General features: G+C 40.2%; 14 protein-coding genes. 5 read left to right on the top strand and 9 right to left on the bottom strand.

Annotated features, from left to right (window positions below; genetic code table 11):
- Positions 1-672 precede the first annotated feature (672 nt).
- The 3 genes from grpE to V7L31_RS23760 form a co-directional block, all read right to left on the bottom strand.
- Positions 673-1,317: a nucleotide exchange factor GrpE gene (gene grpE, locus V7L31_RS23750; RefSeq protein WP_334698567.1), complete on the bottom strand. Its 645-nt coding sequence runs from the start codon at positions 1,315-1,317 to the stop codon at positions 673-675.
- Between the two features lie 188 nt (positions 1,318-1,505).
- Positions 1,506-1,997, bottom strand: a complete 492-nt coding sequence (locus tag V7L31_RS23755; RefSeq protein ID WP_292739190.1) for a Dps family protein — start codon at positions 1,995-1,997, stop codon at positions 1,506-1,508.
- Positions 1,998-2,122: 125 nt separating this feature from the next.
- Complete coding sequence (locus V7L31_RS23760; RefSeq protein ID WP_104907642.1) at positions 2,123-2,386, bottom strand: ParB N-terminal domain-containing protein; 264 nt, start codon at positions 2,384-2,386, stop codon at positions 2,123-2,125.
- 116 nt (positions 2,387-2,502) lie between these two features.
- On the opposite strand from V7L31_RS23760, the gene V7L31_RS23765 reads away from it, so the two are divergent.
- A complete protein-coding gene (locus V7L31_RS23765) occupies positions 2,503-4,248 on the top strand; it encodes a SpoIID/LytB domain-containing protein (RefSeq protein ID WP_442944480.1) in 1,746 nt (581 codons plus the stop codon).
- Positions 4,249-4,550: 302 nt separating this feature from the next.
- Here V7L31_RS23765 and V7L31_RS23770 read toward each other — a convergent pair whose 3' ends face one another.
- On the bottom strand, positions 4,551-4,850 hold the full coding sequence (locus V7L31_RS23770; RefSeq protein ID WP_334698538.1) for a ferredoxin: 300 nt from the start codon (positions 4,848-4,850) through the stop codon (positions 4,551-4,553).
- A 615-nt stretch (positions 4,851-5,465) separates the two neighbouring features.
- Between V7L31_RS23770 and V7L31_RS23775 the strand changes: the two genes are divergently transcribed.
- Genes V7L31_RS23775 through V7L31_RS23790 form a run of 4 tightly spaced genes read left to right on the top strand, consistent with a single transcriptional unit; the run spans position 5,466 to position 7,653 of the window.
- Entirely contained in the window at positions 5,466-6,470 is a 1,005-nt protein-coding gene (locus V7L31_RS23775) for a Gfo/Idh/MocA family protein (RefSeq protein WP_334698539.1), read from the top strand.
- A gap of 10 nt (positions 6,471-6,480) precedes the next feature.
- Positions 6,481-7,257, top strand: a complete 777-nt coding sequence (map, locus tag V7L31_RS23780; RefSeq protein ID WP_334698540.1) for a type I methionyl aminopeptidase — start codon at positions 6,481-6,483, stop codon at positions 7,255-7,257.
- A 33-nt stretch (positions 7,258-7,290) separates the two neighbouring features.
- Entirely contained in the window at positions 7,291-7,440 is a 150-nt protein-coding gene (locus tag V7L31_RS23785) for a hypothetical protein (protein WP_334698541.1), read from the top strand.
- A gap of 54 nt (positions 7,441-7,494) precedes the next feature.
- On the top strand, positions 7,495-7,653 hold the full coding sequence (locus V7L31_RS23790; protein ID WP_334698542.1) for a hypothetical protein: 159 nt from the start codon (positions 7,495-7,497) through the stop codon (positions 7,651-7,653).
- A 246-nt stretch (positions 7,654-7,899) separates the two neighbouring features.
- Here V7L31_RS23790 and V7L31_RS23795 read toward each other — a convergent pair whose 3' ends face one another.
- The 5 genes from V7L31_RS23795 to V7L31_RS23815 all read right to left on the bottom strand — a co-directional run bounded on the left by V7L31_RS23795 (position 7,900) and on the right by V7L31_RS23815 (position 13,427).
- The gene (locus V7L31_RS23795; protein ID WP_334698543.1) at positions 7,900-8,379 is read right to left on the bottom strand and encodes a hypothetical protein; all 480 of its coding nucleotides are present in this window, start codon (positions 8,377-8,379) and stop codon (positions 7,900-7,902) included.
- Positions 8,380-8,521: 142 nt separating this feature from the next.
- Positions 8,522-9,286, bottom strand: a complete 765-nt coding sequence (locus V7L31_RS23800) for an energy-coupling factor ABC transporter ATP-binding protein (protein ID WP_334698544.1) — start codon at positions 9,284-9,286, stop codon at positions 8,522-8,524.
- Between the two features lie 173 nt (positions 9,287-9,459).
- Positions 9,460-10,113, bottom strand: coding sequence for an energy-coupling factor transporter transmembrane component T family protein (locus V7L31_RS23805; RefSeq protein ID WP_334698545.1), 654 nt, complete (start codon positions 10,111-10,113; stop codon positions 9,460-9,462).
- Entirely contained in the window at positions 10,106-11,029 is a 924-nt protein-coding gene (locus V7L31_RS23810) for an energy-coupling factor ABC transporter permease (protein ID WP_334698546.1), read from the bottom strand. The genes V7L31_RS23805 and V7L31_RS23810 overlap by 8 nt, the downstream gene beginning before the upstream one ends.
- Before the next feature lie 817 nt (positions 11,030-11,846).
- Positions 11,847-13,427: a glycosyltransferase family 39 protein gene (locus V7L31_RS23815; RefSeq protein WP_334698547.1), complete on the bottom strand. Its 1,581-nt coding sequence runs from the start codon at positions 13,425-13,427 to the stop codon at positions 11,847-11,849.
- Between the last annotated feature and the right edge of the window lie 985 nt (positions 13,428-14,412).

Consider the following 14,412-nt stretch of genomic DNA (forward strand, 5'->3'; position numbering starts at 1 on the left):
GCTGTTCGCTGATTTTATTTTTAGGCATAATATGTTAATTTTTAACACTAACTTACTTGTATGTCATGTATGTAAATATATACTGTATCTACAAGCTGATGTTGCTGCTTTTCAGATTATTTATTAAATATTTTTGCCCAAGCTAAGATTCTCCAATAAATTTCATGATGATAGCCGTCATTAAACAATTAAAAATTCAATGAGTTAGAGCGATGTCTAGGTTGTGCTACGCCTACGCGCAGTTAAACCGAGTCTAGCAGCAGCGTTCCTTTGTTTGGGTAAGCGGATCTGCATCACCCATAAAATTTTCCCAGCCCCTATCGCCCAATTAAAACTATAAGCAAAAATACTCAGCTATCAAAGTTTCACATCATAATCATTAGTAGATATAATCCTTTGTTGACTACTGAGTATTTATGATAGTAACTAGGATCTACGTTTATTTATGTCCAATTACTTACATTATTGAAATAATTTACCTCTGGATTACCCCTCTAGAGCCAACAGCTTTGATTTCAACAGCGCCAAGCAAGCTTGAATCTACACCATCTGTCTAACAGAAGTTCTCTAAGGCGATCGCCCCTGCTATTTTTAGTATTCCCAATATCTATATATTTCTCAACAGACAATACAAATCCTGTACAGACGGGATTAATCGCGTCTCTAACTACCTCAAACAGGACTCACTTTCGCTCTGTAAAGCAACTTCTCACCTTGAAGGTAGCCAGTGTAACGTACCTTGACTGTTTCTCCAGACTGTGCAGTTCCCTCCATCAATTGGTGAAGTTGGGGATCATAAGGTAATTCTGCTCCCACAGGTGCGATCGCTTCTACTCCCCACGCTTGCAAAAGCTTTTCCAGGGGTTTCTGTACCAATGGGACTATTTTAACTGCTGCTAGCTGGGGATTCTCCTGCGCTTTTTGTGCCGCTGTTGGCCATTGCAATAATAAAGACTCCAGCAGTTGCAAGCTCGACTGCTGGAGTTCTTGTAGTAATATTTCTCGCTGTTGTTCTAATTGAAGCTGGGAGCGATCGTACTCTCCTCTTAAATTTGTAATTTCTTGTAACAATTCCTGGGTAGGTGCTGTTTTCTCTTGTAATAACTCTACGGTTGAAAAAGTTGCGATCAATTCATTCAATGGCATCTGTAACACTGACGACAGCTTGAGTAGCACATCTACCCGCATCTGCTCTAGCTTTCCCTGGCGTAATCGCAAAATTTGACGCTCTGAGACACCAGCAGCGCGACTCAGCGCTTTAAAACTAGAAATACTTAGCTGCTGCATTAAATCTTGCAACTTTTGGGTATGGCGCATTGGGGATTGGGGATTGGTGACTGGTAAAAAAATTAAGTCTTTATTTGTTAGTAAGCTGTTGGACACTTAACTTGCATATTACCTGGCATTAAAACTCTTGTGGGGTGGGCATCTTGCCCGCCCTAGTTATGCAAATTAAAAGTACATTATTACCTAGTCCCTAGTACCCAGTCCCCAGCCCCTTATTCCTATTCTTCCAGTAAACTTCTCAACATCCAAGCTGTCTTTTCGTGTACCTGCATCCTCTGAGTCAATAAATCGGCGGTAGGTTCATCGTTAACTTCCTCTATCACGGGAAAAATAGACCGTGCAGTTCTGACTACGGCTTCTTGTCCTTCCACTAACAAGCGGATCATTTCCACAGCTTTAGGAACTCCAGGAGTTTCTGGAATCGAACTCAGTTTGGCGTATTCGCTGTAGGTTCCTGGTGCAGGATAGCCAAGCGCTCTAATTCTCTCGGCTATTAAATCCACTGCTAAGGCTAATTCTGTATACTGAGTCTCAAACATCAGATGCAACGTTTGAAACATCGGCCCCGTTACATTCCAATGAAAATTATGAGTTTTCAGATACAGTGTATAAGTATCAGCCAACAGATGAGATAAACCGTCAGCAATTTTAGCCCTACTCGCCTCGTCAATGCCGATATTTACATTTTTAACTGTTACTTTCGATGACATAATTTTCTCCTAATTAGGTTATATGTAATTTGGGGTTGGGAATTGGGTATTGGGGATTGGCAAGAAAATTAAGCCCTTGATTCCTAGTCCCCAGTCCCCAGTCCCTAGTCCCCAATCCCTATTGTCTATGCTAAGTGCATCTTCAAAACGCTACGGGGTGCTTTACGAACTCTGGCTAAAACGGTTTCTTTGCCTAAACGCTGGCAAGCTTCATACCGATGGCAACCAGAAAAGCCATAATATTGTCCATCTACTTCTAGGACATCAATAGGTTCTTGCTGCCCAATCTCCGCAATCGATTCCATTAAGGCTTGCACTTTATTTGGATCGTTTGTACGAGGCAGTGGCCGTTTTATCTGATTTAATGGAATTTCTTGGACTTTAACCATAAAGAGTTTATCCAACTAGTTCTGTTTTTTGTCTCTAAATAAATCATAGTCATTATGACTTCGTTTTTGCAACTAGTATCTGGGGCAAAATTGGTAATGGTATCATTGGAGCATTCATGCGACAAAAAAACCGCGCTACAAAGCAATTGGAAAATAAGCTCCAACGACACATTAAGGGGCAGAAGACGCTCTCTACGAGAGGCTCCGCCAACGCGAACGATTACTCGCGATCGCAACTTTTGGAGACGCTGCGCGAACGCTATCAGGTGGTCATGAAATTTTCATTTTGGTGTTTTCCCTACACTGTGCTGACAACATTTTGTCTATTGGGACTGACTGCGGCATCAGGGCCAGAGAGCAATATCCAGGATATAGAACTTAAAATTGGGATTGTGCAGCGATTTGGCGCCGAAGCCACAGCCAAGCTACAACTTGAACCCATAAAAGGCGATCGCTTAAGGTTAAAATTTCAAGTGGGCAACAAGCAGCAAATTCTGTTTACTAAGAATCCTGTAAAGCTAGAAACAGTCATACAAGCTTTACCCCAGCCAGCAGTCGAAGAAGTAGTAGTTTTAGGCACATACCGCACTTTTGAAACTGCGGAAGACAGTGCTAATAAATGGCGTTCTCAGGGAATGGAAGTGGAAATAGCCCAGCCAGAACGCTGGCAGGTTTGGGCGAAACGAGATGTTTACAGCACTCCTTTATTGCGACGCTTGTTATTGCAAAACATCCAAACTTCTACCAAAGATAAAGTATATCTTGATACTAAAGTTTTAAAACAAGTGCCGCGAGTAAGTTGGGTAGTGGATGGTAATCGCTATAGCCCGAATGACTTGGAAATTAGCACTGATAAAAACTTAATTCGGGTGAATAAAAGCGAGAAACCAGAAAATGCTCGTCTTTATGCCGGTCGCCTGAATTTGCAGCCAAACGCTTATGGCACATACACTCTCGTTAATCAAGTATCCTTAGAAACTTATTTGCGTGGGGTTGTACCTTACGAAATAGGAACAGATGCACCAAAAGCGGCGCTAGAAGCCCAAGCAATTCTCGCCCGGACTTATGCCTTGAGAAATTTACGCAGGTTTGCCGCAGATAATTATCAGTTGTGTGCTGATACTCACTGCCAAGTTTATTATGGGCTGAAGGGAGCAGCTGCCAAAACAGACCAAGCGATCGCCTCAACCAGGGGTAAAGTATTAACTTATAAAAATGAACTAGTAGATGCTCTGTATTCTTCCACCACTGGTGGTGTCACCGCTTCCTTCAGTGATATCTGGAATGGTGACGATCGTCCCTATCTGCGCCCTATACTGGATGCTCCGACTAATTTTTGGGACTTATCTAAGCAGAGTTTAGCAGATGAAAAGAACTTCCAAAAATTTATCAACATACAACAAGGATTTAATGAAAGCAAGTGGGATATGTTTCGTTGGCATAAGGAAACCCCTTTACAGGATATTATCAAGGACTTGCAGAAATTTTTGCAGGTGAAAAACAGTCCTCATGCCAAATTTAAGACCATTCAGGCTATGGCAGTTGTGAAGCGAAGTCAGAGTGGACGCATTCTTGAACTTGCGGTTAAAACCGATCGCAGCACCTTTGTTCTGCATAAAGATGAAGTTCGCAGCGCCTTTGCCGCTCCGGTAAGTACGCTTTTTTACATAGAACCCCTAAACAAAGGCAAGGCAGAACTCTGGGGATATGCTTTTATTGGTGGTGGATTAGGACATGGAGTCGGCTTAAGTCAAACTGGCGCTCAAAATTTAGCAAAACTAGGTTGGTCAAGTCCAAAAATTCTCCAATTCTACTATCCTGGTACTCAGATTAAAATTCTCAGTAAAGAAATTAAGCTTTAAAGTATCCGCACTGAGTTTAAGCACTAAGTACGAGGTAATTCCATAGTATACTGATTTTCAAGTAATTGAATTACCCTAACTCCCCGTCTCAATCGCGATCTAAATACCTCAAATTACTGATAAAAATTAAGCAGGAACACAGTAAATATTGTGTTCCTGCCCAATACGGAACTAGGCTTTTTATCAAAGTCGCTTTTAGAGATACACACAGCATTGCAAGTGTGTTGGCCCTAGATGCCATACTTATATTTTTTCAACATTGGTAACTCTTGCAAGAGGTTTATGGTTGAGTTGCTTAGTTCTTAGTAAAGGTCTTCTTCTTTGTGAGTTTCGATTGTTACGTCAGAGGTTGGGTAAGCGACACAAGTCAGTACATATCCTTTTTCGATTTGCTCATCGTCTAAGAATGACTGATCGCCTTGATCGACAGTACCCTTGATGATTTTACCTGCACAGGTAGAGCAAGCACCAGCGCGGCAAGAGTAGGGCAGGTCAAGACCAGCTTCTTCAGCCGCGTCTAGAATATAGACATCATCATCAACGTCAAGTGTTGTATTTAGTCCTTCGGCTTCGTTGATTAGTGTCACTTTATAACTTGGCATTGAGTAATCCTCTCTTTTGCAAACGGCAGTATAAGTTATCTTAAGGCAAAGGTCACGGCTGTTCTGTGGGATTAGCCGCTGGTTTAAATTTGCTTCAATTCTGATACTACGAGAAAAATTAAACTATGTGACTGGAAATTGAACCCGATTAGTAATGAAATTTAGTTACTTAATCCCGATAAGTTTTATTTATGTTATTTTCGACCTTAGTCAGGTTGCAATAAGAAAAGCTTATTTTATATATAAAAAATATGAGCAATATTAATGTTATCTGGATTCTGTAGAACTTACGTAGAACAAATCCCCCAACTCCTGTAAAAAGCGGGGTTGTTTCATTTTCTAATCTGATTAGACAATTATCATAGCGATCGCATACCCCGATGAAAGCAAGCTGACGTGGTAACTTTTTCCAAAATTTTCTATTTGACAAATTTTACATATTGTGAATCACATTAGTTCTGCTCTCAAAAAGGGGGCTTGATTTTGAAAATAAAGTCTCATACGTGCTTGAGGGGTTCGGACGAATGTTGTAGAGTCTAGACTGGTAAACCTCATGAACCGAAAATCTTACCACTAGAAGCGTGAGAAGATCAAAAACAGAACTAGTTAAGGATCATGTATAATTCAAAAGCTGCTTCGGAAAAAGCAAAAGTGCGTGTAGGTTTGATCGGTACTGGGTATGCGGCAAAGTTTCGGGCTGAGGCATTGCTCCACGATGAGCGATCGCATTTAGTCGCAGTTGTTGGTCATACAAAAGAAAAAACCGAAACCTTTGCTAAAGAGTACCAGATTGAAATATTGAGTTCTTGGCAAGAGCTAGTAGAACGTGAAGATATAGACCTAGTAGCGATCTCTACAATTAATCGAGATCATGGTGCGATCGCTCGTGCAGCACTTACCAACGGCAAACATGTGATTGTAGAGTATCCTCTTTCGTTGGATGTAATTGAGGCTGAGGAACTGATTGCTTTAGCCAAAGCACAACAAAAACTCCTACACGTCGAACACCTGGAACTTTTGGGTGGTTTGCATCAAGCTTTGAAGCAAAACTTAGACAAAATTGGTGAAGTGTTTTATGTTCGCTACAGCACCATCAATCCTCAAAATCCTGCACCCCGCAAATGGACTTATAACCACGAGTTTTTCGGCTTTCCCTTAATGGGGGCTTTGTCTCGCCTACATCGTCTCACAGATTTATTTGGTAAAGTATTTACAGTTAACTGTCACCAGCGATATTGGGAAATAGAACCGGAATATTACCAAACCTGTTTCTGCACTAGTGAATTGTGTTTTAACAGTGGACTTTTAGCCCAAGTAGTGTACGGCAAAGGTGAAAGTCTTTGGCAATCAGAACGCAAGTTTGAAGTTCACGGTGAAAAAGGTGGTTTAATTTTTGATGGTGACACCGGAATTTTCATCCAGCCAGGAGAAACAACATCTATAGAGGTTGGGCCTCGCCGGGGTTTATTCGCTAAAGACACGAGTATGGTGTTAGATCATCTTTTTGATGGCACTCCTTTGTACGTTACCCCAGAGGAGAGCTTATATACTCTAAAGGTTGCTGATGCTGCCCAAAGAGCCGCACAGACAGGGTTAACTATGTTTATGAAAGATTTCTAGATAAAAGTTAATGAGAACTGAACTAATTGTTATTTTATCCCAACGAGAAATAGAGAAAATGCGGCAAGCTGGGCGTTTAGCTGCTAAACTTCTCCAGCATCTAGAACCGTTCGTGAAGCCAGGGGTTAGCACTCTGGAACTAAATGATGAAGCCGAACGCTGGACACAAGCGCATGGCGCAAAAAGCGCACCCCTTGGCTATAAGGGTTATCCGAAATCGATTTGCACCAGTGTAAATGAGGTAATTTGTCACGGTATTCCCAACGCCAAGCAAATTCTGAAAGAAGGTGACATTATTAATATTGATGTCACGCCCATTGTTGAGGGTTATCACGGCGATACATCCAAGACATTCTTTGTTGGTACACCTTCGGCAAAAACGAGGAAGTTGGTAGAGGTGACAGAAGAGTGTCTGCGTCTAGGTATTGCTGAAGTTAAACCAGGGGCACGCATTGGCGACATTGGTGCAGCTATTCAAGAGTATGCTGAAGGACAAGGCTTTTCTGTAGTGCGAGATTTCGTTGGCCACGGCATCAGTAATATTTTCCATACTGCGCCAGATGTTCCCCATTATGGCACACGCGGCAAGGGCAAGCGCCTCAGATCGGGGATGGTTTTTACTATTGAGCCAATGATTAACGAAGGTACTTACGAAGTCGAAGTTCTCAGCGATAAATGGACTGCGGTAACGCGCGATCGCAAGCTTTCTGCTCAATGTGAGCATACCTTAGCTGTAACTGAAGATGGCGTTGAAATTCTCACCCTACCTGAAGGTGTGAATTACTAAACTGGTAGATTTTTCTACTACTTGATTAACATAATGGTTGAAACTCTTGCTGCGGAAAACGTCACATTTAAGCAACTAATATTGTTCTATGGATTAGAGTTAGTTGATTCGGAAGAATTCTTTCGAGAGTGGCAAGATGACCTACCAGAACTGACAAGTTTAAAAAAGCAGCTATTGGATTAAATAAAGGCAGGTTACATAAATTTACGAAACTATCCGCCTTTATTAGAAAATACAGTGAACACGATTGTTTTATCACCACTGCTATTCATTGGCAAGTTTTATTTACCTCCTTTTCACGTCAAATTAGAGAAATCTATCGAGATTGAAACACAAGATAAACAAACTATCATCAAAGGACGAATTGACTTCTTACTTCTAAATCAAAAATTCTGAGTAACAGTTATTGAGTCTAAACATCTGGAAATAAATCTCTATAGGCATCGCAGTACTGATCTACCACAGCGCTCGTGGAGGTAGCTGTTCTTGAACCCAATTAAATACCCTTGCTAAGTTAAACTGTTAATAATTAATTATACTCTCATGAGAGTAATAAAAGAGCGCTAGGGACTAGGGACTGGAAAAAACTATTTGAACCCTAACATTTAATCTAATTCCCCAATCCCCAATCCCCCAGATAAATTATTCAGGCTGATTACAATACTTATTCATTTCATTCACTAACGTATCTGATTGTTTGCCAACCGTTGTAGCTGCTGTTGTCAGTGTTGAATCAATTTCGGCTCTAGCCTTTTGGATTTTTTCTCTGCCAGATGCGGATGCTTCTGCTGTTTTGGTTGCACCAAGCGCTTTACCTGCAATAGCTATCGCTTGACTGAGATTTTGAAAAATCTTGACAAAACCGCTTTGAAATTCTTTCAGCTTAGGATCTGTTAACTTCAGTTCCGCAATGGATTTAGTCACAAATTCTAAATCTTTAGATAGCTGTATGCTGGTTATCACTTGGGTTCCTTTATTTTTATCAATCAGAGAAGTTCCGGCATTTACAACTCGAATTAGTCGCTGACACTGAGAGACTTTATTTTCGCTGCAACTAGTAACGAACAAAGCAATGCTCAGGCTAACAGGAGCAAGAACAGTATATTTATGTAAAACAGACATTAACACCCCAACAGCAATAAAACAGAGAATATAGTATCCAATATTACGAGTAAATGAGGGGACTGGGGAAGAAGCAAGGGATCTGGGGAGAAAAGTTTTCCCCTCCGCCCCCTGCCCCTCTGCCTCTTTATCAATGCCCAAATCACCAATCTATCGGCAAACCCAACTGGTCTAAAGTAGCGCCATCTTGCAAAAGTGGTTCAATGTCGCTGTCTACTTGAATGCGACCACCAGATAACACCAAAGCGCGTTGAGTAACTCTGCCTAACCAATGTAGATCGTGGGAGGCAATTAAGATCGCCTGCACGGGTAATTTTAACAATACTTGCGCCAAATGACGCCGCCATGCTGGATCTAGACCGTTAGTTGGTTCATCCAAAATTAAAATTGTCGGTTCTAGGGCTAAAATCGAGGCTAGGGCGGCTAGGCGTCTTTGTCCACCAGAAAGTTCATGTGCGGAACGATTGGCATAGGCTTCTAGACCAAAATCAGCTAATAACTGTCGAGCGCGATCGCTTGCCTCTGCTGGTGACATACCATAGTTACGTGGCCCAAAGGTAACATCTTCTAAAATGGTCGGCATAAATAATTGGTCGTTGGCATCTTGGAAGCTAAAACCAATTTGACGACGCACTTGGGGTAAGGTTTGCGGTTCTACGGGAATACCATTAATTGCAATTTTCCCAGATTGCGGTTCTTTTAAGCCAATTAGGTTCTCCAACAAGGTACTTTTCCCCGAACCCGTTGCTCCCATCAATGCTACGCGATCGCCTTTGTTTAAGGTAAAAGAAATTTGTTGTAATACTGGCTCCTGCTGGGAATACGCATACACTAGGTTCTTAACCTCCACTACGGCTGTATGGAGGTTACTGGTTGATGTTTGGGAATTGGAAGTTAAAGATTTCAAAATTTACCTATGTAATGGAGTGTACAGTAGAAACGCGATAAATTGCGTCTATAAGGCAATACGCTTGGGATAAGCTTTTCTCTCCCCCCTGCATCCCCCATATCCCCTGCTACCTCTGCCTGCCTCAACGGACAAATTTCTTAACCCAAGCGTATTCGTCTCTGAGGAGTGGGTTAAATTTTGTAAGAAGTTAGGGTGACAACAGCAGCGATCGCCCAAGCTAGTAATAGGGCAAAACGTTCTTTTGGTCTGAGGGTAGAATCTATGGGCAATTGTCCGTTGTAACCACGAGTTACCATTGCCCCATAGACTCGCTCTGCCCTATCCAAACTACGGAGATACAAAGCTCCAATCATGGCAGCACTGGCATAACGCAACCATCCTCCTGTACCAGTCAAACCGCGTAATTGGGCGCTGCGCCGCATCCGGGTTACTTCTGAGAGTAAAATTTCCATATATTGCCCAGCTAACAACAAGTTTTCTTTTAAAGGTGCTGGTACGGGTAAACTTTTAAGGGCAATTCCGAAACTGTGGGGCGGTAAGGTCAACAAAAAACTATTCATTGTAACCAGACAAATCAGCGAACGAACCAGTAAAAAACTAGCTCGCTCCCATCCTAAGGGCAAGGCCAGCAATGACAAAAAAATCAATTCTGTGCCGAGTAATCCTCCCAATTGGCGAATTGGTACGCGCAATAACCAAGCCCATAAAAGTGCGATCGCGCCATATATACTTAGTTCATACCAAGCATGATGCTTTAATAAAGCTGCCCCCACCACAATCACTAGAGACAGTTGCAAGCGTAGCGGTAAAGAAAGTTTAAGCATTCTTCGGTTTCACCACGTTGGCAATGCCAAAGGCAACAGCAAAGCAAACCCCAGATCCCAGAAGCCCAGCAATGCTGGTGCTAATTTTTCCATCCAAGCCCTTGACCTTGTAATCAGCCAAAGGAGTAGGAATTTCAACTACTGGGGCTTCTTTGTCTTTAAAGCGGTATTTTTCGGCTACTGAATCTAATCCGTCAGGCCAAGTTGAGGCAAACAGCGATAGCACACCAGCAATTAAGAAAATGCTCACCACTGGTACTAACCACTTCTGTAATTGCGGCTGTTCTCCTGGCAAGAGGTCAGGTCGAACTTTGACAAGATAACTTAACACGCCCCCTGTAATCAATCCTTCGCCAATCCCAATCAAAATATGGACACCTGCCATTGCTGGCAAACCGATGTTCAAGGGTATTGTTCCAGAAATGGCTAACTCAATAGCACATGCAATGGACGCTGCAACGACACTAATCGCTGCTGCAATGCCGGCTGCCAAAGGTAAGCGTCCTCTAGAACCTCCTAGTAATCGCTGTAGTGGTTGGTATAACAACCAACCAACCCAGATCCCGACCAACCCCATGTTCAAAATATTTGCCCCCAATGCAGTGATGCCACCATCGGCAAATAGAACTGCCTGAATCACGAAAACTGTTGACATGGCTAAAGTTGCTGCCCAAGGACTGCCCAAAACGATCGCCGCTAAGGTTCCCCCTAACAAGTGACCACTAGTACCACCTGCTACCGGAAAATTGATCATCTGGGCGGCAAAAATGAAGGCGGTGGTTAGTCCCAATATGGGCGCACGACGGCTACCAAAGGTTTCTTGCGATCGCCCGAAGGCAATAAACAGCGCTGCTGCACTCGCTAAACCAGTAGCCCCTGCCACTGGTACAGAAACAAATCCATCAGGAATATGCATGATTTCCCCTGTATTCTTAAGATGTTAATTTAGTCAAAACAAGCAATAAAGCTACACCGTCATTTTAATAACAAACAAAATTTTTATCTTTTTTGCAATGCCCTATTGGGGGATTTTATGGTGTTATTTTTGACATATTTACCATCCAATATCTCCTAAATAGTATACTTAATTTATTAAACATTGAGTTTTTTTATCGTTAAACGTTGATAAATCCTGGGAAAGAGGAATATCAATATCTGTATATGTCTACTTTAATAACTGTCTCTTATACCGTTTATTTGTGAAGCTTTATATAATTTTCCCCTCGGCTATCGCCGTCCTCCAATGCCTCAGGGGGACTACAAGGATATTATGTGCATCTTCATACAGAATTGGTATTACTTTATGGAGTAGGTCGTTTTTTTCTAAAACAAAATAGAAATCCTATGGCTGCTCTTACGGTTAATAAATAACTATTACTCTTTCAAAAAAAATGACTTTGATATGAATAATATGTCTCTATTTTGTTTAATAGGATTTATAAACTTTGATATTTTCAGAGTTAGATGCTTGTTAAGTTACCATTTTAACTATTAATTAAGCATATTATATAGCGGTTTATGACCTGATGAGGTACATTTTCAAAGCTACTAATCTTTGTTGAAATGATTTAGGTGTATCTCGGTTGCTTAGGAAACGCTATATACTGAATAAGCAAGTATATTTTGGCTCTAATTGTGCTACTTATAAGGCTAATTGATATTAATTTTTAACCTACGAGTCATATTCAAAGGTAGCATCCCAACTGCTAGATTTCGATCGTATCCTTGTTGGTTTAACTAGATTTTGTGATTTTCCAGAGTGATCTGTCTATCTGCTGTAACTTTGAGTTATAAATTTTCTCAATCCCAGCCTTTAAGAAGTCAGAAGGCTTGAACAGGAATATGTCAGTAAAGCCATTAGTAATCTCTGGTAACTGCTCTTGAGTTACGAATTGAAATCGCACTTTTGGATCAAGTAAATGACCAAGTGTTTGGATGAAAATCATGTCAGCATCACTAATTAAAAGCGGTTTATTAGTTTTACTAAGAATGTTAGCGATTTCGGGATATTCTTGGTATCTTTGAGGGACTTTGATCCACCATAGCTGGGCTTGAGAACTGAGCATACAAGATACGATACCGCTGATAATTACTATGGAAACTACAAGTGACCATAGCTTCTTTTGCCAAATTTTAGGAGAAATAGACGTTAATTTAATGGTAAATAAATAAGCAACAGATAACTGCATACCTAAAACGACTGGAAGTAAATATCGAGTACTAGTAGATTGTTTTTCAAATAATAAATCTACTGCCAGTAGAGGAAGGGCTACAGATCCAGTCAAGATTAAGATAAATAACCAAACCTCTTTAGAGGTTCTTCGGCAAAGAACATAAATTGAGTAGATAATTAGAGTTAGAATAATGAAAATGCAAAAAATTAAGGCAATATTAAATTTTAGCGGTTCGCTAGAGCCAATACCTACATCAAGAAAAGCACGACTAATAATCCCAACCCACCTTATAGCTGACTCAAAGAATGTTTGTTTAGCATTTGCCCAACTTAGTTTATCAGGAGTAGGGTGAGTAATAATAATCCAAATCCAAGGCAGAAAAGTTATAAACCCTGCAAGCGCTGAGAACAAGTAATTAATCGATGTTTTACTCAATCTAAAGCGTTCGATTACAGCTACGTAAACTCCCTGTCCAAGAGCAATCCAAGTAAAAAATAAGTGGCTATAAAATCCTAGTGACAATGTTGCTGCATAAATACACCAACTAACCTTTGTTTTAAGGCGCATGGCTCGCAGCAGTGCGCTGCTCGATATTAAGATGGCTACTATCCATAAACTGTATGTTCGTGCTTCTTGTGCATATAAAACATGAATAGGTGAAATGGCTATCAACGCAATGGACATCCAACCTACTAGTGAAGAGCCAAATAATTCTTGACATAGCCAATAAAGACAAGGAAAAGTGAGCAGACTAATGAATGCCGAAAAACTTCTTATAACTGCTATGGAATTGCCAAACCACTCCACCCAAAACCGGAGTATCACGAAATATAGTGGCACAACCTGCGATTCTTCTGAAATCAATCCTTTAATCGTATCAATTGTGTTTTTTTCAGAATTAGGATATTGATATTTCTGCAAATCTTCAAGACTGACCAAACGACCATTGCGTAACCGATCATTCATCTCCGATTCGAGATAACCAGATATGCGTAATGATGAATAAACTTCATCATTCCAGTAAATTTTCTTGTCAAGATTTACGAAGCGAAAAAATACACCTATTACTAATATGATGATCGCTAAAAAACGTAACCAAGACTTAGAAATAATCCAGTTTTGTGACAATTGCTTTTTCATGTAGCTTTCAATCTCCTCAAAGCCTTAATAACCGATGGTAAAATTTTATTGGTTCTTTAGGACATAGTATGTTTAGCTAATAGTTTGAATGACAATTTAACAAGCATCTAAGAGGTTGTTTGAAAAGTCTAAATTATTACTTGTCCTGGCGATTAAAAACCGCAGCTACCCGAGACTTTACCCACCTTTCCTACCGAACGCCAAGGACAAACGTGGGTTAAAAACCCTTGATTTTTCATGCTTTCCACGGAGGTAGACTTCGTTTATGTAGTAGCGAATTATATTCGCCCAAAACTTTTCAAACATCGTCTAAGCTCGGAAATTATCAAAATTTCTACATCCATAACCGGATTGTGGTATAGTTCATAGATTTTTGTACTACAGCGAGGACAAGTACTGTATGATTTTGTTGATTCGGTTTGTAAAATAATTTCGATTCCAATATGAAAACAATATTACACAACTTCTACAAAAGTAAATCAAGAAGCTTTGTAAGAATTTTAATATCCTCTTTCTTGACTATATTTTCGATACACAAAAAACCTTTTTATTGTACTTACAGTGAATAAGCGATTACATCAGAGATTTTACTCAGTATATAATAATACAATTGTTTGTATTGTTTAACATTTATAATTAATGATTTAGCATAACTAAGTACTGAAAAACCATTATGCTTAATCGGATTATTGACAATAATAATGTGGTCTGGAATTATGTTAACAAAATTTACGAATACTTCATACTTACTTGATATTATCCATATTTTTATTAAAAGATTATAAAAATTAGCTGAATCATCTGTATATTTATTGACTTAGTTTACTTAATGGTACAGTATACTTATGTAAAATCTATCTAATAGCACAGACAATACCATAAAATTAGTAGCAGAATGCAAAGTTTAGATTAAATTTAGAAAAATAGTGTGATATCGAAGTGCGGGAATTACTAAACTTTCAGAACAGCTAACTGTAGCAAAAGT

It is taken from the genome of Nostoc sp. (assembly GCF_036916655.1).
GTDB lineage: Bacteria > Cyanobacteriota > Cyanobacteriia > Cyanobacteriales > Nostocaceae > Nostoc.

What these genes read in the sequence shown, in the direction of transcription:
- V7L31_RS23765 (WP_442944480.1), top strand. Translation starts at nt 2,503, where the DNA reads ATGCGACAAAAAAACCGCGCTACAAAGCAATTGGAAAATAAGCTCCAA.
- V7L31_RS23795 (WP_334698543.1), bottom strand. Translation starts at nt 8,379, where the DNA reads ATGTCTGTTTTACATAAATATACTGTTCTTGCTCCTGTTAGCCTGAGC.
- V7L31_RS23770 (WP_334698538.1), bottom strand. Translation starts at nt 4,850, where the DNA reads ATGCCAAGTTATAAAGTGACACTAATCAACGAAGCCGAAGGACTAAAT.
- V7L31_RS23760 (WP_104907642.1), bottom strand. Translation starts at nt 2,386, where the DNA reads ATGGTTAAAGTCCAAGAAATTCCATTAAATCAGATAAAACGGCCACTG.
- V7L31_RS23810 (WP_334698546.1), bottom strand. Translation starts at nt 11,029, where the DNA reads ATGCATATTCCTGATGGATTTGTTTCTGTACCAGTGGCAGGGGCTACT.
- V7L31_RS23755 (WP_292739190.1), bottom strand. Translation starts at nt 1,997, where the DNA reads ATGTCATCGAAAGTAACAGTTAAAAATGTAAATATCGGCATTGACGAG.
- V7L31_RS23785 (WP_334698541.1), top strand. Translation starts at nt 7,291, where the DNA reads ATGGTTGAAACTCTTGCTGCGGAAAACGTCACATTTAAGCAACTAATA.
- V7L31_RS23775 (WP_334698539.1), top strand. Translation starts at nt 5,466, where the DNA reads ATGTATAATTCAAAAGCTGCTTCGGAAAAAGCAAAAGTGCGTGTAGGT.
- grpE (WP_334698567.1), bottom strand. Translation starts at nt 1,317, where the DNA reads ATGCGCCATACCCAAAAGTTGCAAGATTTAATGCAGCAGCTAAGTATT.
- map (WP_334698540.1), top strand. Translation starts at nt 6,481, where the DNA reads ATGAGAACTGAACTAATTGTTATTTTATCCCAACGAGAAATAGAGAAA.
- V7L31_RS23815 (WP_334698547.1), bottom strand. Translation starts at nt 13,427, where the DNA reads ATGAAAAAGCAATTGTCACAAAACTGGATTATTTCTAAGTCTTGGTTA.
- V7L31_RS23805 (WP_334698545.1), bottom strand. Translation starts at nt 10,113, where the DNA reads ATGCTTAAACTTTCTTTACCGCTACGCTTGCAACTGTCTCTAGTGATT.